The 21,999-nt window shown below is 65.6% G+C and carries 19 protein-coding genes and 1 tRNA gene; 16 read left to right on the top strand and 4 right to left on the bottom strand.

Annotation, left to right across the window (positions count from 1 at the left end):
* The first annotated feature begins 16 nt into the window (after window positions 1–16).
* The 11 genes from L7H23_RS17840 to L7H23_RS17890 all read left to right on the top strand — a co-directional run bounded on the left by L7H23_RS17840 (window position 17) and on the right by L7H23_RS17890 (window position 10,451).
* Window positions 17–421 (top strand): VOC family protein, encoded by a 405-nt coding sequence (locus tag L7H23_RS17840; RefSeq protein WP_237837209.1) that lies wholly within the window; start codon window positions 17–19, stop codon window positions 419–421.
* 444 nt (window positions 422–865) lie between these two features.
* A complete protein-coding gene (locus tag L7H23_RS17845) occupies window positions 866–2,629 on the top strand; it encodes a tetratricopeptide repeat protein (protein WP_237837210.1) in 1,764 nt (587 codons plus the stop codon).
* Between the two features lie 31 nt (window positions 2,630–2,660).
* Window positions 2,661–3,863, top strand: coding sequence for a serine hydrolase domain-containing protein (locus L7H23_RS17850; RefSeq protein WP_237837211.1), 1,203 nt, complete (start codon window positions 2,661–2,663; stop codon window positions 3,861–3,863).
* A gap of 47 nt (window positions 3,864–3,910) precedes the next feature.
* The gene (locus L7H23_RS17855) at window positions 3,911–4,147 is read left to right on the top strand and encodes an acyl carrier protein (RefSeq protein ID WP_003039428.1); all 237 of its coding nucleotides are present in this window, start codon (window positions 3,911–3,913) and stop codon (window positions 4,145–4,147) included.
* Window positions 4,148–4,310: 163 nt separating this feature from the next.
* Window positions 4,311–5,573 carry a beta-ketoacyl-ACP synthase II gene (fabF, locus tag L7H23_RS17860; protein WP_237837212.1) on the top strand — a complete coding sequence of 421 codons (1,263 nt, stop codon included), beginning with the start codon at window positions 4,311–4,313 and terminating at the stop codon, window positions 5,571–5,573.
* Window positions 5,574–5,578: 5 nt separating this feature from the next.
* Window positions 5,579–6,514, top strand: coding sequence for an endolytic transglycosylase MltG (gene mltG, locus L7H23_RS17865; protein WP_237837213.1), 936 nt, complete (start codon window positions 5,579–5,581; stop codon window positions 6,512–6,514).
* Window positions 6,511–7,677 (top strand): hypothetical protein, encoded by a 1,167-nt coding sequence (locus tag L7H23_RS17870; RefSeq protein WP_237837214.1) that lies wholly within the window; start codon window positions 6,511–6,513, stop codon window positions 7,675–7,677. Before mltG ends, L7H23_RS17870 begins: the two co-directional genes overlap by 4 nt.
* Window positions 7,678–7,709: 32 nt before the next feature.
* A complete protein-coding gene (locus tag L7H23_RS17875; protein ID WP_237837215.1) occupies window positions 7,710–8,852 on the top strand; it encodes a kelch repeat-containing protein in 1,143 nt (380 codons plus the stop codon).
* The gene (locus L7H23_RS17880) at window positions 8,849–9,598 is read left to right on the top strand and encodes an alpha/beta hydrolase (RefSeq protein ID WP_237837216.1); all 750 of its coding nucleotides are present in this window, start codon (window positions 8,849–8,851) and stop codon (window positions 9,596–9,598) included. Before L7H23_RS17875 ends, L7H23_RS17880 begins: the two co-directional genes overlap by 4 nt.
* Before the next feature lie 230 nt (window positions 9,599–9,828).
* On the top strand, window positions 9,829–10,314 hold the full coding sequence (locus tag L7H23_RS17885; protein ID WP_237837217.1) for a 2'-5' RNA ligase family protein: 486 nt from the start codon (window positions 9,829–9,831) through the stop codon (window positions 10,312–10,314).
* A 60-nt stretch (window positions 10,315–10,374) separates the two neighbouring features.
* Window positions 10,375–10,451, top strand: a tRNA-Met gene (locus L7H23_RS17890).
* 22 nt (window positions 10,452–10,473) lie between these two features.
* On the opposite strand, the gene L7H23_RS17895 is transcribed toward L7H23_RS17890, so the two are convergent.
* The 4 genes from L7H23_RS17895 to L7H23_RS17910 all read right to left on the bottom strand — a co-directional run bounded on the left by L7H23_RS17895 (window position 10,474) and on the right by L7H23_RS17910 (window position 15,242).
* Window positions 10,474–11,592 carry a tetratricopeptide repeat protein gene (locus tag L7H23_RS17895; protein WP_237837218.1) on the bottom strand — a complete coding sequence of 373 codons (1,119 nt, stop codon included), beginning with the start codon at window positions 11,590–11,592 and terminating at the stop codon, window positions 10,474–10,476.
* 211 nt (window positions 11,593–11,803) lie between these two features.
* Window positions 11,804–13,615: a VWA domain-containing protein gene (locus L7H23_RS17900; protein WP_237837219.1), complete on the bottom strand. Its 1,812-nt coding sequence runs from the start codon at window positions 13,613–13,615 to the stop codon at window positions 11,804–11,806.
* 110 nt (window positions 13,616–13,725) lie between these two features.
* The gene (locus L7H23_RS17905; protein WP_237837220.1) at window positions 13,726–14,259 is read right to left on the bottom strand and encodes a sigma-70 family RNA polymerase sigma factor; all 534 of its coding nucleotides are present in this window, start codon (window positions 14,257–14,259) and stop codon (window positions 13,726–13,728) included.
* A 146-nt stretch (window positions 14,260–14,405) separates the two neighbouring features.
* The gene (locus tag L7H23_RS17910) at window positions 14,406–15,242 is read right to left on the bottom strand and encodes an alpha/beta hydrolase (protein ID WP_237837221.1); all 837 of its coding nucleotides are present in this window, start codon (window positions 15,240–15,242) and stop codon (window positions 14,406–14,408) included.
* 310 nt (window positions 15,243–15,552) lie between these two features.
* Here L7H23_RS17910 and L7H23_RS17915 point away from each other — a divergent pair, with 310 nt between their 5' ends.
* The 5 genes from L7H23_RS17915 (at window position 15,553) to L7H23_RS17935 (ending at window position 21,999) form a co-directional block, all read left to right on the top strand.
* Window positions 15,553–17,073, top strand: coding sequence for an ATP-binding protein (locus L7H23_RS17915; protein ID WP_237837222.1), 1,521 nt, complete (start codon window positions 15,553–15,555; stop codon window positions 17,071–17,073).
* 20 nt (window positions 17,074–17,093) lie between these two features.
* Window positions 17,094–17,708, top strand: coding sequence for a response regulator (locus tag L7H23_RS17920; RefSeq protein ID WP_345790411.1), 615 nt, complete (start codon window positions 17,094–17,096; stop codon window positions 17,706–17,708).
* Between the two features lie 85 nt (window positions 17,709–17,793).
* Complete coding sequence (locus tag L7H23_RS17925; protein WP_237837224.1) at window positions 17,794–18,159, top strand: response regulator; 366 nt, start codon at window positions 17,794–17,796, stop codon at window positions 18,157–18,159.
* A gap of 262 nt (window positions 18,160–18,421) precedes the next feature.
* On the top strand, window positions 18,422–20,545 hold the full coding sequence (locus L7H23_RS17930; protein ID WP_237837225.1) for a type I secretion system permease/ATPase: 2,124 nt from the start codon (window positions 18,422–18,424) through the stop codon (window positions 20,543–20,545).
* Complete coding sequence (locus L7H23_RS17935) at window positions 20,542–21,999, top strand: HlyD family type I secretion periplasmic adaptor subunit (protein ID WP_237837226.1); 1,458 nt, start codon at window positions 20,542–20,544, stop codon at window positions 21,997–21,999. Before L7H23_RS17930 ends, L7H23_RS17935 begins: the two co-directional genes overlap by 4 nt.

Consider the following 21,999-nt stretch of genomic DNA (forward strand, 5'->3'; position numbering starts at 1 on the left):
GAAGGAAGGAAGAAACATGCTCGGATATATCACGATGGGAACCGACGACATCGGCCGCGCGCGCGAATTTTATTCGTCGCTGCTTGCCACCATCGGCGCAACCGAACTGATGCGCATGTCGGATACCGAAGCGAACGGCTTTACCCTGTACGGGCTCGGCTGGGGGCAGCCGGGCATTGCCGTGACGCGCCCCTATGACGGCCAGCCAACCGATCGCGGCAACGGGCATATGGCTGCGATCGTCGTCGACGAACGGGCAAAGGTCGATGCGCTTCACGCCAAGGCGCTTGAGCTTGGCGGCAGCTGCGAAGGCGCGCCCGGCGTGCGCGGGGATGAAGGCGAGCAGGCTTTTTACGCGGGCTATTTTCGCGATCCGGACGGCAACAAGCTGTGCGCCTTCCGTATCGGGCCGGCGGCATAGGAAAAACGGGGAAGGCGGACTTGCCGGACGGGGAGTAGGTGGGGCTACAGCCCCGTCCGGCGAAGTCACTGTTTATGAGGGCGGCAGATGGATCGAAAGGTGCCAGGGACCAGCTCGCACCCGTCGGTCTGTCGACCTCATTTGTCCAACCCAGGCGGATGCCCAGCCCGGACCACGACGGCGCAGGGCACGTCGCGACGGTGAGACTTTCCCACGCTGTTCGGAAAGAGGACAGTTACAAGGGGTCACGTCGCGGGGTGTAGCCGAACGGGAAGGGTTTCTTAACCATTTGGCCCTGATTTTCCCCATATTTGGCGGCGGGATTCGAATTTGCTATAAGGCTGCGGCCTCCTGTTACCGTTACATGGTAGTAAAAGCGGCTGGTCGAGCCTGTCGATTGGCGTATCTACCGCCCCGCCACGCCAGAGGGCATTTGAGGGTTGCATGGACCGCACTAAAGCGAACGACATACCGGACACGGGCGAAACCGACCGGATCATATCGGAAGAGTTCGACCGGCTTCTGGCGTCGCCGCTGTTCACGCGCTCGCCGGTCTTGTCGCGCCTGTTGCAGTTCCTCGTCGAACACCGGCTGCGCGGCGGACGCAGTGCGCCCAAGGCCTATGCGATCGCGACCGAAGCGCTGGGCCGTAGCGCCGACTTCGACCCCGCCGTCGACAGCTATCCGCGCGTCATGGTCGGACGGCTCCGCACCCTGCTCGACCGTTATTATGCCGAGACGCCGTGGGTGCACCGGCTTCGCGTGCCGCAAGGCAGCTACGAGATTGTCGTCCAGCACCGGACGTCACCCCCGGGTCGCACCGCAACAGAGGTGACGGGAGATGCGCCTGTCGAACCCGTGACCCTATCGCCCGCAGGCAACGTGACGTCATCGCGTCAGACTGTGCCTGTTGCAACGCTGGCCAAGCCGGGCGCGGGGGCATGGGCGGCCGGCCTGATTCTTGCGGCCCTGATCGGTATCGGCGGCTGGTGGCTGGCGAACGACTGGGACCGGCTGTTCAACAAGGCGCCCGTCGAAATTCCCTTGCTCGAGGTCAGCGCGCCGCTCGCAGGGGATACGCCCCCGTCGCGTGCGCTTGCGCGCGGCCTCGATGGCCGCCTTCGCGACGGGCTGCGGCGTTTCGACCTTGTCGACCTGCGCAGCGCGCGTGCGCCTGCGAACACCCCGGCGGCGGACCGGGCCGACTATCGCCTCGACGTGTCGATCGTGCGCCGGCTGGAAGGGCAGATGGCGGAGGTCACGCTCGTGCTCAACCGCGTTGCCGACCAGCGGACAATCTGGTCGCAGCAGTTCCATCTGGAGGGCGACCAGATGCCGGGCTTCGAAGCGGTCGACACGGCGATCGCGCAGATTGCCGGCGATTATGGCGTCATCGTGCGCGACCAGCTTCAGCGCCAGCCCGACAATTTCGCTCCCGGCTTCGCCTGTCTGGCCCAGTTCAACCGGATGCGCCAGATGCGCACCACCGGCAGCGCAAAGCAGATCGATGCGTGCCTCCGCGCGACGCTCGATCGCAATCCGCATGATCCGGTCGCCCTCAACGCCTTGTCGCTGCTGCGGTTCGGCGACTGGCAACCCGCGCGGGGGACGCCCGCGGGCGTTGCCGCTTACGCCGAAGCGCGCTCGCTGGCCGAGCGCGCCTATGAAAACGGATCGGGGACTTCGGCGGGGCAGTTCGCGATGGCGCGCGCCAATTTCTACGCGGGCAATTGCGCCGGCGGCGTCGCGATGGGTGAGGCGGCATTGCGTCTCAACCCCTATGATCCCGACCTTGCGGGCTTCCTTGGCCTGTTCAAGCTTGCCTGCAACCAGCCCGACGAGGGCGCGATGCTGTTGCAGCGCTCGCTCGATCTCGATTCGTCCTATCCCGGCGTGCCTGCCGTGACGCTCGCCTTTATCCGTTCGCAGGGCGGCGATCAGGATGCGGCGATGGCGATACTCGATCGTGTTCCCTCGACGAGTACGCGCGAGCCGCAATTCCTGATGGTTCGCGCGATCGTACTCGCGCGGCAGGGGCATCTGCCGCAGGCGCGCGCGCTCTGGGCACGGTTGCTGGCCTATACGAAGCAGCCGGCTGACGCGCCGCCCGAAAAGGTGCTGCAACAGTTCATCATCACCCCGATCGTGATCCAGCGATCGTCGGCCGCGCTTCGCGAGACGGGCATCGTGGCGGCGCCGACCCCTTGACCTGCCTCGTAGCTGCGGCGAGGTTCGCAGCATGTCGTTCGCTTCCGCACTGATCCTTCTCGTTTCGGCTGCACCGCCTCCCGCGGCGGTCGCGGTTCGCTTCGATCGCGACGGGGCCGTCGAGACACGTGTTTCCGAAGGGCTGGCCGATCCTGCACGCGGCCGGGTGGCAACGGCCGACGACCCGGTGCGCGTCGCTTCCGTTTCAAAGCTCGTCGTCGCGCTCGGCGTGATGCGACTCGTCGAGGCAGGGAAACTCGACCTCGATCGCGACGTGTCGGAATATCTGGGCTGGCGGCTCCGACATCCGGCGTGGCCCGACCGGCCCGTCACGCTCGCGGCGCTCCTCGGCCACCGGTCCGGGCTGACCGACAATATCGACTATGCGTTGCCGCTAGATGCGGACCTCGAGACGGAGCTTTCCAAGCCCGCAGCATGGGACAATGCCCGTCCGCCCGGCGGCGATTTCGCTTACGCCAATCTGAATCTGCCGGTGGTAGCGGCGGCGATCGAGGGGGCGACCGGTGAGCGGTTCGATCAGGCGATGTCGCACCTCGTCTTCCAGCCGCTCGGCCTCGACGCCTGCTTCAACTGGCCGACCTGCAGTGATGGGGCGGTGGCGCGGGCCGTCGTGCTCCGTGGCGCCGACGGTACCGTCCAGCGCGACGATCTTGGCGGCAAGCGGCCGGATTGCCCGGTGGTTCCGGCAACGGACGGCAGCTGCGACCTCGCGCGCTATCGCCTCGCGCGCCATGGCGCGGGCTTCAGTCCGCAGGGTGGTCTTCGCATTTCGGCCAACGGGCTGGCGCGCATCGGTGTCCTGTTGCTGCGCAACGGTGAAGGGTTTCTGAAGCCCGAAAGCCTTGCCCGACTCCGGACGATGACCGCAGTCCATCCCGCGAGCGGGGAGGGGGCAGGCGGGTTCTTCTGCGAATATGGCATTGCAATGCACAGCACCGGCGGGCCGGCATTGGCCGATCCGGCCTGCCGCGACGACCTGTTCGGCGACGGGCGGTTGCGGTTCGGCCATTCGGGCGACGCCTATGGTTTGCGATCTGGTTTGTGGTTCGATCTTGAAGCGGGCGACGGCATTGCCTATTTCACGACGCAGGTACCGGAGGGACAGAAAGGGGAGCGTTCGGCCTATAGCAGCGCGGAGGAAGCGCTGATCGACAGGGCGCTTCGTCGACCGACCGGTGCCAGACCTCTTGCCAGCCCTGCCGCTGGGCACTAGGGCAAATCCCAACATTCACGCCATAGTCAGAAAAAAAGGAATTGTGCATGAGCGATTCGGCTGAAAAGGTTAAAAAGATCGTCGTCGAGCATCTCGGCGTCGAAGCCGACAAGGTCACCGAAGAAGCGAGCTTCATCGACGATCTGGGCGCCGACAGCCTCGACATCGTCGAACTGGTGATGGCGTTCGAAGAAGAATTCGGCGTCGAAATCCCCGACGATGCGGCGGAAAAGATCGCCACCGTCAAGGATGCGATCGACTATATCGAAGCGAACAAGGGCTAATCGGCCCCGTCCGGCATAGCCGGACGCGGCGGCGACGCCGCCCACGCGTTTCCGGCTTCCCGGTCCAGAGCTTCACGCCCTGTGACCGGGAAGCTTTTTTCTTGGGATCGCGATTTTGAATATACGGACGCCTGCGGGGGCAGGGCCGACGAAAGGAATGCATATGCGCCGGGTTGTGGTGACGGGTTTGGGTTTGGTGACGCCGCTGGGCGGCGATGTGGAAACCACCTGGAAGAATCTGATCGCCGGCAAGTCGGGCGCGGGCCCGATCACCCATTTCGACGCGTCGGACCAGAAATGCACGATCGCATGCGAGGTCAAGGGCCCCGACCATGAATATGGCTTCGACCCCGGCAAGCGCGTCGACCACAAGGTCCAGCGTCAGGTCGATCCTTTCATCATCTTCGGCATCGACGCCGCCGGACAGGCCCTCGAAGACGCCGGCCTCACCGATCTCACCGAAGAGCAGAAGGTGCGTGCCGGCTGCTCGATCGGATCGGGTATCGGCGGTCTGCCCGGCATCGAGAGCGAGAGTCTGCTGCTCGCCGAAAAGGGACCGGGCCGCGTCTCGCCGCACTTCGTCCACGGCCGCCTGATCAACCTGATTTCGGGTCAGGTCAGCATCAAATACGGCCTCAAGGGTCCCAATCACGCCGTCGTCACCGCCTGTTCGACCGGCGCACACTCGATCGGCGATGCCGCGCGGATGATCCGCGACGACGACGCCGACATCATGCTCGCAGGTGGCGCCGAAGCGACGATCTGTCCGATCGGCATCGCCGGCTTCGCGCAGGCGCGCGCACTCAACATGAGCTATAACGACCGCCCCGAACAGGCGAGCCGTCCCTATGATAAGGACCGCGACGGCTTCGTGATGGGCGAGGGCGCGGGCGTCGTCGTGCTCGAGGAATATGAGCACGCCAAGGCGCGCGGCGCCAAGATCTATGCCGAAGTCGTCGGATACGGCCTGTCGGGCGACGCCTATCACGTCACCGCGCCCGACCCCGAGATGGACGGCGCCTTCCGTTCGATGAGCGCGGCGCTGAAGAAGGCGGGCATGACCCCCGCCGACATCGACTATATCAACGCGCACGGCACCTCGACGATGGCCGACACGATCGAACTCGGTGCGGTGAAGCGCCTGTTCGGCGACGCGATGTCGAACGTATCGATGAGCTCGACCAAGTCGGCGATCGGCCACTTGCTGGGCGGCGCGGGTGCGGTCGAGACGATCTTCTGCATCCTCGCGATCCGCGATCAGGTCGTTCCCCCGACGCTCAACCTCGACAATCCGGACGAAGGCACCGAAGGCGCCGACCTCGTCCCCAAGGTCGCGAAGAAGCGCAAGGTCAAGGCGGCGCTCAATAACAGCTTCGGCTTTGGCGGCACGAACGCCAGCCTGATCGTCAAAGCGGTCGAAGACTGATCGCCATGCGCTGGCTGCTTGCAGCCCTGATGGCGCTTGCGCTCACCGCCTGTTCGGGCGGCGCGCCGCGCGATACGGTCGTCGTCATCCCGCCCGGATCGAGCATCGCCAAGGCCGGCGAGATTCTCGAAAAGGCGGGCGCGATCTCGTCTGCGTCGAGCTTTCGCAACCATGCTCGCCTTTTCGGCGGTGACGATCCGATCAAGCCCGGCGAGTACAAGGTCGCAAAGGGGATGGGTGCGGGAGAAATCCTGAGCCTTCTCCAGTCGGGCAAGACGATCCAGCGCCTGATCATGATCCCGCAGGGCATGCCCTCGATCATGGTGTGGGAGCGACTGATGGCCGAACCCCGGCTGAAGGGCGAGATTCCGGTGCCTGCCGAGGGTAGCATCCTGCCCGACAGCTATGCCTTTACCACGGGCGAAACGCGCGCGGCCGTAGTGAAGCGCATGCAGACGGCGATGAACCGGGCGTTCGACGAGCTCTGGGCGAAGCGCAGCCCGCGCTCGGCAGCAAAGGACCGCAACGAAGCGATCACGCTCGCCTCGATCGTCGAGAAGGAAACCGGCGTACCGTCCGAACGCCGCACGGTCGCGGGCGTCTATACCAACCGTCTTGCGGTGGGCATGAGGCTTCAGGCCGACCCGACGATCATCTATCCGATCACCAAGGGCAAGCCACTCGGCCGTCGCATCCTGCGGTCCGAGATTGTGGCGGTGAACGATTACAACACCTACAGCATGGTCGGTCTGCCGAAGGGGCCGATCGCCAATCCGGGCAAGGCGTCGATCGCCGCGGTTCTCGATCCCGAGGCGAACGATTATCTGTTCTTCGTCGCCAAAGGGGATGGCGGTCACGTCTTTGCGCGCACGCTCAGCGAGCACAATGCCAACGTCCAGAAATGGTACCAGCTTCGCCGCGACCGCGGAGAAATGGAATGACCCGGGCCGCCCTCTTCGGGCGGCTCGCCGCAATATTCCTGTCGATGGGTTTTGCGCCGGGCGCGAGCGCGGCTGCCGATCCGGTCCCAGCGCCGCGATCCTATATCTATATGCGCGGCGTGGAGGGGCCGGTCGTGCGCGAGCCCGACGCGATCGCCGCGGCGCGCGTATGGATGTATGAAATCGGCGAAGACTGGTTGCCGCTCGATATTCTGACGACCGAGCAACGCAGCCGGGATTTCCGGAGCGAAACGCACCTCATCCTGTCGGTCGATGTCGATGGCGGAGTGAACGGATGCGAAATCGTCCGGTCCGATCTCGCTGCCGATCAGGGCAGCAGAATCTGTGCCGCACTGACAAAGAGCCCGCGGTTCGAGCGGCGGTATGTCGAAGTCGGCAAACCGGTCGCCTGGGACGCAACCTTCAAGGTCATCGCAGGGACGGTGGTGCCCGATCCGCGGTTACCGTTGCCGTCGGTACCCGCGCCTCCGCAATATAGGCCCGACAGGCAGCAATGGCCGCGCCTTGCCTATTTCGGGCGAACCTATGTCGCCGCCTTTCCCCGTCTCTCGGCCGCAATGCCCCGTGGCGGCCCGGCGCAGCGGCCCACGACGATCGACGTGACCGTCAATGCCGCAGACGGGGTGACGAAATGCGATATCCTCCAGCCGTCCGGCAGGGCCGACCTCGACGCATTTGCCTGCTCGACGGCGCGCGACCTGCCGTTCCGGTGGCCGCGGATGACACCCGGCTCGACCACCGATGTCATCCCCCTGCAGTTCGTATGGGAGGGCAAGCGCAGCCATATCCGCGTCCCGTTGCCGTCCGAGGACCTTGCACCGGTGGTCCGGTTCGATCCGCTTGATACGCGTGAACCGCGCAGGCAGCGGGCCGTGCCGGGCGTGCTGGAGTCGCCGCCGCTTCCGCCGCATGCGCTCGACGGGATGATTCTCATGTCGTCGCTGATCAGGGCGCCATGGCTCCGCGTCGAGTACGACAGCAGCGGCAAGGCGACGCGTTGCTATGCCGACATGTCGTCGGGGGATACCGAAATCGATGCGGTGCTCTGCCGGCATATTTCGGGCGCGTGGCGCTTTCAGCCGGCGGAGGATGTCTTCGGCGATCCGATCGGGGGAAAATGGACGGGATCTATCGGCTTCTGACGCGGTAGCGGGATCTGTAGGGGAGGGTGAGCATGCGCGGCATTCCGGGGCTTTTCACGATGACTCTGGCGCTCGCTGCCTGCATGGGCGGCGGCGGGGCGGCGGTGAGTGCCGCCGACGTGCACATCGAACAGGGCACCGGGCTGGGCTCGCCGCGGGCAACCCACCAATTGGTCGCCGCAGGCAACGGAAAACTGCTTGCGATCGGCGGCTGCGTGCGGGTGGGTTGCGAGGCGGGGCCCGCGAGCGCGACGGTCGATATCATCGACGCGCGCACCATGGCTGTCGTCGAAATCGGGCATCTGCTTGCGCCTCGCATCCAGCCTTCCGCCGTCGCCTTGGGCGACGGGCGCGTCCTCGTTCTGGGCGGGTGGGTCGATGGCCGGGTGAGTGCCACGACCGAGATATTCGATCCCGATACCGGCCGGTCGGTGTCCGGACCGGCGATGGCGAACCCGCGGAACGCGCCGACCGTGATTGCGCTGGCGGACGGCCGCATTCTCGTCGCTGGCGGATATGATGGTGCCGACGTGCTTGCCAGCGCGGAAATCTTCAATCCGGCATCGGGGACGATGACCCCGGTCTCGTCGCTCGGCACGGCCCGCAGCGGCGCGACCGGGACGCTTCTGGCCGACGGCCGCGTGCTTGTGGCAGGTGGCGGGCGTCCGGATCGCGAGCCGCGACGCGCCTTGGCGAGCGCGGAAATTTTCGATCCCTCGTCGGATCGTTTCTCGGCGACCGGTGCCCTTGCGCAAGGCCGGTACAAGCACGGTGCCGTCCGGCTTGCGAACGGCGATGTGCTGATCGTCGGCGGATCCGACATTCGCGACTATGGCGGCAAGCTGCGCTCGGTCGAGCGGTTCGACGTCGCGACGGGTCGCTTCGTTCCTGCCGGCAATCTGGCCGATCCGCGGTTCAAGATTGCCGACGGGTTGCTGCTGCTTCCGGGCAACCGCGTTCTTGTCGCGGCAGGCGGAATCGCACCCGAGATTTTCGACGTCGCCAGCGGAACCGGATCGCGCCTCGACTATGACCTTGGCGGACAATGGAATTACATGACGCTCGTCCGTGCCGATGCGAATACGGCGCTTCTCGCCGGCGGTTATCGGGAAGGGCGGATCGAGCCGACCGATCGCAGCTGGGTCATCCGCCTGCCCGAAGGAGCCGTCTCGTGACTGCCAAGCTTTTCCTTCATGGAGTCCCCGACAGCCCGGCGATCTGGCGGCCGCTGATCGCTGCGCTCGATCTCGGCGACACGCCGGTCGCCGTACCCGCGCTGCCGGCCTTTACCGCGCCGCTTCCCACCGGGTTTCCTGCGACCAAGGAAGCCTATGCCGACTGGGCGGTAGGAGAGGCCGAGGTGCTGGCCGCAGAGCACGGCCCGATCGACATCGTCGGCCACGACTGGGGCGCTCTGATTGCACAGCGCGCCGCGATGCTGCGCCCCGATCTGTTCCGCAGCTGGGCGGTGTCGAACGCCGTCATCGACCCCGACTATCGCGGCCATCGCATCGCGCGCATCTGGAACACGCCGGTCCTCGGCGAAATCTTCATGTGGCTTAGCAAGCCCGATGCGCTCGCCAAGGGGCTGGCCGAGCAGGGTATGCCCGCTGACATCGCCGCCGAGGAAGCCCTGCAATGGGCCAGCAAGGACAAGCGCCGCGCGATCCTGAAGCTGTATCGTTCTGCCAAGGGCCTCAGTTTCGAGCATGACTGGGCGCGCGACATCGGCAAGCTCCCCGCGAATGGCGCGCTCGTCTGGGGCGAGGGCGATCCCTATGTCGAATTGTCGGTCGCGCAGCGCTTCGCAAAGCGCACCGCGACTCCGCTTACCGTGATCGAGGGGGCTGGGCATTGGGCGATCGCCGAGCGTCCGGCGGAGGTTGCGGCGGCACTTCATGCTTTCTGGAACAGCCTCTAAGCTCCGGATTTCATGAAGTCATCGTCGAGGCCGATCATAGTGAGCCAATTAATCGATTGGATCGCAAACCAGATCGGCGCCATAACCGTTTTCAACGAGACAGGGTGTCCCATGGACGACGGCAAGCTCCCCGCAACGGCTTCGTCCATCCCCTCTCGCGCATGGTGACCCGGGCCTTCCCCCCTCCCTCCCGGGACACTGGCGCCGCGCCCATCATCCTTACCGGAACGATGGGTGCGGCAGACCAGCGCTTCTTCGACGCCCTCCGCGCCGCGCATTTCCCGCCCGACCGCAATCATCTCGCCGCGCATATCACGCTCTTCCATCAGCTTCCGCCGTCGTGCCTCGACGAGCTTGACAGGCTGGTGCGTGCAATTTCTGCCGACACGCCGGCGCCGGCGGCGAGGGTCAGCGAGGTCTACTCGCTTGGTGGCGGCACCGCCTTCCGGGTCGACAGCCCCGCATTGCTCGGCGTTCGCGCACGCATTGCCGATCATTTCCACGGCATGCTCACTGCGCAGGATCGGGGAACGCCGCGGCTTCACATCACGGTCCAGAACAAGGTGACCGCTGCCGAAGCGAAAGCGCTGGTGGCCGAGTTGTCGGCCGGGTTCCGGTCCCGTGCGCTCGCGATTGTGGGGCTCGCCGCACATCATTATCGCGGCGGACCATGGGAGCGGGCATTCGCACGCAAATTTCATGCGTCACGCAGATGATATTGACCGGGGGCAAAGCCATGCCTATAGGCGCTGCTCGCCCAAGCGGCGGCCTTTCGGGGCGGAGTAGCTCAGCAGGTTAGAGCAGCGGAATCATAATCCGCGTGTCGGGGGTTCGAGTCCCTCCTCCGCTACCAACGCACCATCTTTTCCGGACAGCTAGCGCAAGATCGCCTGATAGCGCGGATCGAGATTGATCGCCTGCTGCTCGTCGGCGGCAGCCCCCTTGCGGTCGCCATATTTTCTCAGCAGCACGCTGCGATTATAATAGGCACGCGCCGATTTGGGCGACAGCCGTACGGCGTGGTCGAGGTCGGCAATCGCGGCCTCGCTGTCCCCCTGACGGTCATGGGCGAGCCCGCGATTGAGATAGGCGATCGACAGGTCGGGAGCGATGGCGATCGCGGCATCGAAGGCGGCAATGGCTTCGTCCGTATTGCCCGCCCAGGCCTGCTTGAGTCCCTCCGAAAGCTGGGCGTCGGCTTTGCCGCGAACCGCCCTGGCGGCCCCGCCTGCCAGCTTCTCGCATCGCGCCAGCTTCCGGCTCGGGTCGTTCACGGTACAGGCGTTCCAGTCGCCGCGTCCGACCTGTCTGCTTCGCGAAATGAGCGTGCCGGCAACGACCACATCGCGCCCCTCGTCACGCGAGACGGATTCCGAGGTGACCACCGTCACGGCAACCGGTGCGTCCTGCACGACTTGGTTGCGCTTTTGCCCGGTGACCACGATCGGGGCCGCCTCGGCCGCCCGCATTGCCGCCGGCGGCGGCGGTGGTGGCGGTGGTGGGGGGGGCGGTGGTGGAGGAAGCGTCTGTATGATGCCGGTTGCCTTGGCGGCCGGCGCATTCGCATAGAGCGTCGGGTCCGCCCCGGGCGCGGGGCTTGCCGGAGCAGCCGTCGCCACAGGCGCCTCCGCCGCGGGGTTGGCGACTGCAGGCGCCTGCGCTGCCGGGGCGTCGTCGGACGAGGCGCGCGTCGGGCGGTCGCCGGCGACAGGTGGGGGCTGCGGCTCGACGCTGGCTGGCGCAATCATCAGATCGGGGGTTCGCCAGGCAAAGGGCAGGGCGATGACGGCGACCAATACAGCGCCCGCGAACAGACCGGCCTGCGGGCGTTGCAGCTTGCTCCACCACGAGGCTGCCTGGGGCCGCGGCTTTCGGGCAGGTACAGGGTCCCCGTCGAAACGCGCCAGGGCCGCCTCGATGGCCGCCTCGCGCGGTTTCGGCGCAGGCGGCGGCGGTTCGGGCAGCAATGCCCTCAGCTCGTCGTCGCCCGTCATCGACACGTCATGCCCGTCGCATGGCCCCTGCGATGGCGCGCGTCGGTGGCATCGCGGCAGTCTGAAACAGGGAAGGGACGCGTTGGCATTGCCGTGTCTTATACGCGGAAAACGGCGGCGGTCGAATGTCTCGAATATCGGCGTGCAAATGGCCTTGGCCGATGCGGCGACGCTTGCGATGAAGCGCCGCCGTTCGTTGTTTTCGTGGTCGTCACCGGCCCAGCTGCGCCATCGCGCCCGCGCTCTTTGCCGCGCGAACCAACTGGACGAGTTCGGTGCGATAGCCGAAGTCGTCGCGGCCGCGCGCACCGCTGACGATCCGCAGGACGTCGTCATAGGTCATCGGCCCGTTATATTTGCCGCCGCGCAGCAATTCGGCAAAGGCTGCGACCCCCGCGGCGAAGCGGGCGTCCTGCGGTGCATCCTCGAAACGGGCATATTCGACCGTCCGGTTGATCGGGGTCGAGATCAGCTGGCTGGTGTCCGATTTCGGCAGCTTGTAGCGGATCTTCACAAAGCCGTATTCGCCGGCGCGAGCCGTCGTCGGGCCACGCGGCGCCGGCGCGGCATAGCGCAGGTCGCCGATCGCGCGCGGCCCGCCGACCGGCGTGATCTCATAGATTGCCGTGACCGTCTGCCCCGACCCGACATCGCCGGCATCGACCTTATCGTTTTCGAAATCCTCGCGCTGAAGCATGCGCGTCTCGTATCCGACGAGGCGATATTCGGCGACGGTTGCGGGGTTGAACTCGACCTGGATCTTCACGTCCTTGGCGATCGGGAACAGCGTCGACGTCGCTTCGTCGACCAAGGTCTTTCGCGCTTCGCTCAGCGTGTCGATATAGGCTGCGGCACCATTGCCGTTCTGCGCGAGCGTCTGCATCAGCGCATCGTTGTAATTGCCCATGCCGAAGCCCAGCACCGACAGGAAGATGCCCTTGCCGCGCTGGCGTTCGATATAGCCCTTGAGCTCGTTCTGGTCGGTGATGCCGACGTTGAAGTCGCCGTCGGTCGCCAGGATCACCCGATTGACCCCGCGCGGGTCGAGGTTGCGCTCGGCGAGCGCATAGGCCTGCCGGATGCCTTCGGCGCCCGCGGTGCTGCCGCCGGCCCCCAGCTGATCGAGCACCGCCATGATCTTGCCCTTCTCGCTGGCTGGCGTCGGTTCGAGCGCGGTGCCGGCGTTGCCGGCATAGGTGACGATCGAGACCCGGTCGCCGTCGCCGAGCTGGTCGAGCAGCATCGCGAGCGATTGCTTGACCAGCGGCAGCTTGTTGGGGGCGTTCATCGATCCCGAGGTGTCGATCAGGAAGACGATATTCGCGCGCGGACGCGTGGCCTGTCCGATGGCATAACCCTTGATGCCGATCCGCACGAGCTTGCGGCCTTCGGTCCACGGGCTCGGAAACACCGCGACATTGCTGCTGAACGGACGCTCGGCGCTCTGCGGCGCGGCATAATCATAGGGGAAATAATTGACGAGTTCTTCTGTCCGCACCGCCGCGGGCTGCGGCAGGACATTGCGGTTCAGCGACGCGCGAACGAAGGAATAGGAAGCGGTGTCGACATCGATCGAAAAGGTCGACACGGGTTCCGCCTGCGCCACCTTGAACGGATTCTGGTCGGTCGCGGTGAATTTGTCGCGGCCGGCGTCGCGGTAATAGGGCATCGCGGTATCGCGCGGCGCGGCGTTGCCGATCAGCGTCCCCGTCACGACGACATTGCTTGTTGCAGGCGGCGGGGGTGCGGGCGGGGGCGGCGGTGCGGGCGGCGGCGGGGAGGCCGCGCGGCGGGCAATCCTTTCGGCCGAGACGACGGTGACGGCGACAGGCGTATCCTGGACATATTCGGACCGCTTCTGTGCCGTGACGACGATTTCTCCAGCGGCCTTTGCCTCGTCGACCGGAGGCGCGATCGCGGGTTCGGCGGCCGGCGAGGCGACGTCGTGCTGGCCGGTCGGCGAGCAGGCGGTGACGAGCGAAATGGACAGGCCAGCGGTAAGCATCAGATGAAAACGGGACATGGAGATTCTCCCTGACAACAGCGGCGCATGATCGCCCGCATGTCCCTTCGATGCGTCGGCGCAGGAAATCCTTGGCGGTTCCCGAAAAAAATTTCGATTATGGTGCGGATCTAGTCGCCGGGCGCAGATTTCGGCGCGATCTGGCGCCGGGCTTCATGCATCCGCCACGATACCGTTGCCTCGGCGATTCCCAGGATTTGCGCGGCCTCGCCATGCGTCAGCTGCTGTCCCGCGACGAGGATCACGGTATCGCGCAAATCGGGTTTCAGACGCGCGACCGCGCTTTCGATCCAGAAGCTGTCATAAAGATCGCGCCCGTCGGGGCCGCGCGTCAGCCCGGCCATCACGCTCAGCTTGCCGGCAAACCGCGCAAATGCAGAATGTTTCCGCCGGAAATCGCGACACGCGTTAAAGACGATGCTGCACAGCCAGGTGGTGAATTTGGCTTCGCCGCGAAAATCGCCCAGCCGTTCGGCGAGGATGCAGCAGACATCCTGCGCGATATCGTCGGCGTCCGCGCGCGAACCGGTCATCTGCCACGCGAGGCCGTGGATGCGATCATAATGGCCTCGCAGCAACGCGGCGAAAGCGTCGCGATCGCCGGCCGCCGCTGCCCGCACCAGATCGCGGTCGTCATCCTCCACGGGTCAGCGGGGCCTGGCCGCGGACGGAAGGCCCCGCTCTGACCGACTTGATCCCCCGGATAGCAGCATCGCAGGGGTTGTGCCTCAACTGCCGGGCGAAGGCCATCGCATAGTTGGTGCGACCGGCCTCGCCCGGCGGAGCGCCATCAGCTCCTGATAAAGGCCAGCAGGTCGGGGTTGATGACATCGGCGTGCGTCGTCAGCATGCCGTGCGGAAAGCCGGGATAGATTTTGAGCGTGGCATTCTGCAGCAGCTTTTCCTGCAGCAGCGCGGCGTCGGCATAGGGGACGACCTGATCGTCGTCGCCGTGCAGGATGAGCGTCGGCACGCTGATCGCCTTCAGATCCTCGGTCTGGTCGGTCTCGGAAAAGGCCTTGATGCCTTCATAATGCGCCAGCGCGCTGCCCATCATCCCCTGACGCCACCAGTTGCGGACGATCGCTTCGGACGTCTTCGCCCCGGGGCGGTTGAAGCCGTAGAAGGGGCCCGATGCGACATCGAGGAAGAAGCCGGCGCGATCGGCGGCGAGTGCCTGGCGGAAACCGTCGAACACTTCGATCGGCGTGCCGTCGGGATTGGCCTCGGTCCGCAGCATCAGCGGCGGGATCGCGCTGACCAGCACCGCCTTGGCGACACGGCCCTGCGGCTCGCCATATTGCGCGACATAGCGCGCGACCTGTCCGCCGCCGGTCGAGTGACCGATGTGCACGGCATTGCGGAGGTCCAGATGCTCGGCCACCGCCGACGCATCGGATGCATAATGATCCATGTCGTGGCCGATGTCGGTCTGCGAGGAGCGGCCGTGGCCGCGGCGGTCGTGCGCCACGACGCGATAGCCGTTCGCGAGGAAGAAGAGCATCTGGTTGTCCCAGTCGTCGGACGACAGCGGCCAGCCATGATGGAAGACGATTGGCTGGGCATCCTTGGGGCCCCAGTCCTTGTAATAGATTTCGGTGCCGTCGGATGTGGTCACATAAGCCATGAGATTCCTCCTGCAGGGACGGGGCGGATGTCCGTCCGGTCGACGGAACATCGCACACGCACCTTGTATCACCATTATACGCAGGTTTCGGGTCAGTCTTTTCGAGGGCTAAACTTGCGTATGATGGCGCGGCGCTGCGCTTTCCGGAATCAGTGGCCATGGCTTCGATGACGAGCGGAAAGGATGCCCCGATGCCCGCCGCCCCGTGCAGGTCCGGTTGATTGCCATGGCTTCGCTGTTGCGATTAAGCGCCGGCTCGTCCAGCCTGCCGCCGTTCCGGCGATGGGCTCCCGGACGCCTGCGGGAGGCGATGATGCACGGAGATGCCGATAGCCGGCGGCTGGCCAGACGCCGTTATGGCGCCGGAGCGCTGCTGCTGGCGCTCGCCATCTTTGCGCTCGATATCCTCACACCGCTGCAGGGCGCGGTCGCCGTTCTGTATACGATCATCGTGCTGCTCGTATCGCGCGGGCACGACCGGGGGCTCATTCTGGCTGCCGGCGGAACTTCGGTCCTTCTCGCTTGCGCCGGCTATTATATCAGCCATTGGGGCGAACCCCTCGATTCTGCGGCGATGCGGCTGGGCGTCAGCCTGACGGCGATCGGCATAACCACCTGGCTTTGCGTCCGCAATCAGGCGGCGGCCGAAGAGCATCGCAGGTCCGAGGAGCGCTATCGCACCATCTTCAACGCGGCCGGTCTGCCGATATGGGAAGGCGACTGGTCGGAGGCGCACGCCGTTTCGCTGCGGGGCGAGAAACTCGATGCCGGGGTGATCGACCGCATCGCGCGCTCGGCGACGATCCGCGATGCCAACGATGCTGCCGCGCGATTGTTCGGCCATGCCGATCGCGGCGCGCTCGTCGGCGGGACGATCGTCGCGCATCATACGCCTGCCGCCGAAGCGACGCTCGGTCATATCGTCGAGGCGCTCGCCCGCGGCGATGCCGCGATCGAGGAGGAAACCCAGTTCCTCTCGGCCTCCGGCGAGGTGATCGACGTCGTGCTGCGCGTCACGCTGCCCCCGGGCGCCGATGGCTGGAAACGCGTGCTGGTGATGGCGCTCGACGTGACCGAACGGAACCGCGCGCAAGCGCGTCTCGCGCAATCGCAGACCGAGCTTACCCATATGTCCCGCATCACGACGCTCGGCCAGCTCGCGGCCTCGATCGCGCACGAGGTGAACCAGCCGCTGTCGGCGGTCGTCACCTATGCGAAATCGGGCCGGCGATGGCTCGCGCGCGAAGCGCCCGAGGCGCCCGAAGTCGCCGACTGCCTCGATCAGATTGCCGCCAACGGAACGCGCGCCGCGGACGTGATCGCGCGGATACGCGACATGGCGCGCAAGGCCGACCCCGAACGGAGTCTGGTTGCGCTGGTGCGGCTGATCGACGAGACCGTCGCCTTGCTTCGCCGCGATCTTCAGACCCACGGGGTTGCGATACGCGTCACCGTTCCCGCGGACCTGCCAGCGGTTGCGGGCGACCGTGTGCAGATTCAGCAGGTGTTGATGAACCTGATGCTGAACGCCGAACAGGCGATGGCGGACATCGCGCTCGAACAGCGCGAGTTGTCCATCGAGGCCCGGCGGGACGGGGACGGCGTAATCGTGGCGGTGCGCGATTGCGGTACGGGCATCGCGAATGATCCCGAAAGCCTGTTCGTTCCCTTTTTCACGACCAAGGCGACCGGGCTCGGCATGGGTCTTTCGATATGCCGTTCGATCATCGAGCAGCATGGCGGTGCCTTGTCGGCGTCGAACAATCCCGATCATGGCGCGACCTTCCGGTTTCGCCTGCCGGTCGCGGATGAGGAGGGGGTTTTGTCATGACGGGTGGCCAGCTGGTTCATGTGATCGACGACGATCCCGGCGTGCGCGGCGCGCTCGGCAGCCTGCTGCGCTCGGCCGGCTACGACGTCGCATTGCATGCGACGACCGGTGATTTCCGGGCGGTCGCTGCTTCGGATACCGCATCCTGCCTCGTGCTCGACGTCCGGTTGCAGGGCGAGAGCGGGCTCGATTTTCAGGAGTGGTTGGTGGCGGAAGGCAGGGAGATTCCGGTGATTCTCATCACCGGTCACGGCGACATCCCGATGACGGTGCGCGGGATGAAGGCCGGCGCGGTCGATTTTCTTCCCAAGCCTTTCAGCGATGAACAGATGCTCGATGCGGTGGGCAGCGCGATTGCCAAAAGCGAGGCGCAACTGGCCGCCGCCGCCGGAAACGCCGAACTCGCCCGGCATTATGCGACGCTGACGGCGCGCGAGGCGGAGGTCATGGGGCTCGTCGTCACCGGGCTTATGAACAAGCAGGTCGCGGCGCGGCTCGACTTGTCCGAAATCACGGTGAAGATCCATCGCGGCAACGTCATGCGCAAGATGGCGGCCCAATCGCTGGCGGATCTCGTCCGCATGGCCGAGCTGCTGGGTATCCGGGACGAGACCATCCACCGCTTTAATATCTGAGTATGATAGCGAAATCGCTCGCAGCGCCGCATGATGCAACAAGCGGCGGCCCTTGCCGTGCGGTTTCGCTGGAGTTCCGGGTTTCGTGTTTGCTTTGCCGGTCATAGCCATTGTCGATGACGACCCCGACGTCCGGGGCAGCCTCGACAGCCTGCTGCGCTCCGCGGCGATGAATGTGCGTTGCTATGCGGGCGCGGAAGAGATGCTGGCTTCGGCCTCAGAAGGCGAACTCGCCTGCATCGTTACCGACCTTCACATGCCGGGATTGACCGGTCTCGATCTGCAGGCCGAACTGGCGCGGCGGGGATGGGGCGTGCCGCTGATCATGATGACGGCCTATCCGACCGACGCCGTGCGCCAGCAGGCGCTCCGCGGAGGGGCGTCGGCTTTCCTGGCCAAGCCGATCGACCCTGACGGCCTGATCGAGGCGATCGAACGGGCGATTTCCTGACCGCGACAGTCCGGCGATCGCGGCGGATGTTCGCCGCCGACGGGAACTCCGGAAGACGATGTCAGGCCCGAAATCCTCGTTTCTGCATCCTTGCCGAGGATGTTAGGCCTTGCGGCAGGGGAGGGGGCGTCTATTGAATTGAGCCTGAAACCGGTCGAAGCCGCAAAAACAGAAGTTTCAGGGACGTTCCCGCCTCATGCAAGATGCCACCGAGCCACCGCTTTCGCCTTCGCGTGACGGCGATCCCGCAAACGGGCCGGCGGTGGACCCATCGCTCGCCTGTTTTCTCCTCCTCGCAAGATTTCTGGGCGTCCCCGCCGATCCGGGGCAGATCGTCCACGAGCGTGGGCGCGGTGACGATCCGTTCGGGCTCGAAGATCTCGGACGCGTCGCCAAGCGGCTGGATCTGACTGCGCGCATTCGCGATGCCAGCGTCTCCGACTTTCCGAAGATGCCGTTGCCTGCGCTCGCGGAGGCGCTCGACGGGGAGGTCGTCCTGTTGCTCAAGGTCGAGGATACGGGGGCGGCTTCACGCTTTCTCGTCCAGCGCGGCGGCGGCGCGCGGCCCGAGATATGGACCGATGAGGAGATGCGCGCGCGTGCGTCGGGGCGCCTGCTGCTGATGACGAGCCGCGAAAGGATGGTCGGCGACACGCGTCCGTTCGACATTTCGTGGTTTATCCCGGCGCTCGTCCGCTATCGCGGGCCGCTGCGCGATGTATTGATCGCGTCCTTCTTCCTTCAGCTGATGGGGCTCGTTTCGCCGATCTTTTTCCAGCTCGTGATCGACAAGGTGCTCGTCCACCAGTCGATGACGACGCTCGATGTGCTCGCTTTCGGGCTGGCGGCGGTCCTGATCTTCGAAACGCTGATGTCGGGTTTGCGCAACTGGCTGTTCGCGCACACGACGAACCGTGTCGACAGCGAATTGTCGGCGCGGATGTTCCGCCATCTGCTCAACCTGCCGCTCTCCTATTTCGAGGCGCGCCGCGTCGGCGACAGCATCGCGCGCGTGCGCGAACTCGAACGCATCCGCGAATTCCTGACGTCGAATGCGGTTACGGTCGTGATCGATCTCGTCTTCACGATCATATTCTTTGCCGTAATGTATTTCTACTCGCCGTTCCTGACGATGATCGTCCTGCTGTCGATCCCGCTCTATGTCGCGATATCGGTGCTGATTTCGTCGGGCCTGCGTGCGAAGCTCGAGGAGAAATTCCGCCGCGGTGCGGAGAATCAGGCTTTCCTCGTCGAGAGTGTCACGGGCATCGGCACGCTGAAGGCGATGGCGGTCGAACCCCAGATGCGCGACCGCTGGGAAAAGCTGTTTGCCGGCTATACGAACACCGGCTTCGACGTCGCGAAACTCGCCAACTGGGGCAGCCATCTGATCCAGCTCGTCTCGAAACTGACGACGGTCGCGATCCTCTACTTTGGCGCCAAGGCCGTGATCGCGGGCGACCTGACGGTTGGCGCGCTCGTCGCGTTCAACATGCTGTCGGGCCGGGTCGCTGCGCCGATCCTGCGGCTCTCGCAATTGTGGCAGGATTTCCAGCAGGTGCGCATCTCGGTCGACCGGCTCGGCGACGTGCTGAACGCGCCCGCCGAGCCCGAGCATAATCCGAACCGCGCCAGCCTGCCGCCGATCGCGGGCGCGATCCGCTTCGACAAGGTCCGCTTCCGTTACCGTCCCGATGCGCCCGAGGCGCTGCGCGGGGTCAGCCTCGACATCGCGGCGGGCGAAATGCTGGGCATCGTCGGCCCGTCGGGATCGGGCAAATCGACGCTGACCAAACTCGTCCAGCGGCTCTACGTGCCCGAGCAGGGGCGCGTGCTCGTCGACGGGGTCGATCTGGCGCTGGTCGATCCGCCGTGGCTTCGCCGCCAGGTCGGGGTGGTGCTACAGGAAAATATCCTCTTCAACCGCACAGTGCGCGAGAATATCGCGCTCGGCGATCCGACGCGGCCGATGGAGGCCGTGATCGAGGCCGCGAAGCTCGCCGGCGCGCACGACTTCATCCTTGAACTCAATCACGGTTATGACACGGTGATCGACGAGCGCGGCGGCAATCTCTCAGGCGGGCAGCGCCAGCGCATGGCAATCGCGCGCGCGCTGATCAACGATCCGCGCATCCTGATTCTCGACGAGGCGACCTCCGCGCTCGATGCCGAGAGCGAAGAGATCATCCAGCACAATCTCGCGAAGATCGCCACCGGCCGGACCGTGATCATCATCGCGCACCGCTTGTCGGCCGTCCGTCAGTGCCATCGTATCATCACCGTGGAAGCGGGCGAGGTAACCGAGGCGGGCACCCATGCCGACCTGCTTCGCGCCGGCGGACGCTATGCCCAGCTTCATGCGAAACAGATGGGCGGCGTGCAATGAGCTGGCGCGACCGTTTCCCGGGCGTCGCCCGCCACCTGTCCATTCTCGGCGAAAGCTGGCGGCAACAGGACGAGGCTGACCGGCAGGCGCAGCCGCGAAGCGATCATGAATTCCTGCCCGCGGCGCTCGAAATCATGGAAAAGCCACCGAGCCCGGGCCTTCGCTGGCTGATGCTTTCGCTTTGCGGCCTGTTCGTCGTCGCGCTGATCTGGTCGATTGTAGGCCGCGTCGACGTCGTCGCGACCGCCAGCGGCAAGGTGGTCCCGTCGGGCAACGTCAAACAGATCCAGCCGATCGAGATCGGCTATGTCCGCGCGATCCACGTCACGAACGGCCAGCATGTCGAGGCGGGTCAACTGCTCGTCGAACTCGACCCGACGCTCGCGGGGGCCGAGGCCGAACAGGCGAGCAAGAGCCTGATGGGCGCCGAAGTCGATGCTGCACGCAATGCTGCGCTGCTCGGGCACCTGAACGGCCGTTCGTCGCGCTTCGATGCGCCTTCGGGCACGCCGTCGGACATCGCGTCGACCCAGTCGCAATATGTCCGCTCCGCGATCACCGAATATGAAGGCGAACGCGCGAGCCTGACGCAGCAGCGTGCCGAAAAGGTCGCGGAGCTCGCGAGCGTCAATGCCGAGCTGGCGAAGCTCAGGAACACGCTGCCGATCGTCGAGCAACAGCTCGAGGCGCGACGCGAGCTCACCGAAAAGGGCTATTTCTCGAAGATCAAATTGCTCGAATATGAGCAGCTGAAGATCGAGCATGTCCAGAATATCGCCGTGCAGCAGGCGAACGCCACAAAGGCGCGCGCGACCATTGCCGATATCGACGCGCAGCTTGCGCGGTTGCGCGGGAGCTTCGGCAAGACGGCGGCAACCGACCTTGCCGAGAGTCAGGAGAAGACAGGGCTTGCGCGCGAAGAGGTCACCAAGTCGCAGCGCCGCGCCGCCTATCTGCAGCTGCGCGCACCGGTATCGGGTACCGTCCAGCAACTCGCGATCTCGACGGTTGGCGGCGTCGTTCAGCCTGCGCAAACGCTGATGATCATCGTCCCCGACGACGCGACGCCGGTTGTCGAGGCGCGCATCCAGAACAAGGATATCGGCTTCATCCGCGAGGGCCAGAAGGTGCGCGTGAAGCTGGAGGCCTTTCCCTTCACCGACTATGGCATCGTCCCCGGCGTCGTCGAAAGCATCAGCCGCGACGCGGTCGACACGAGCGAACCCGGCGCCGCCGAGCAGCGCGACCGCAACGGCCGTACCGTCCAGCCGGGGCTCGTCTATACGACGCGCATCCGCCTGCTCAAGCGCACGATCCGTGCCGGGGGGCGCGACCTGCCGATCGGTCCGGGATTGGCGGTGCAGGCCGAGATCCGGACCGGCGACCGGCGGATCATCCAGTATCTGCTGTCGCCGGTCACCCAGGCGCTCGACGAGGCCGGGCGCGAGCGCTGA

It is taken from the genome of Sphingopyxis sp. BSN-002 (genome assembly GCF_022024275.1).
Lineage (GTDB): Bacteria > Pseudomonadota > Alphaproteobacteria > Sphingomonadales > Sphingomonadaceae > Sphingopyxis.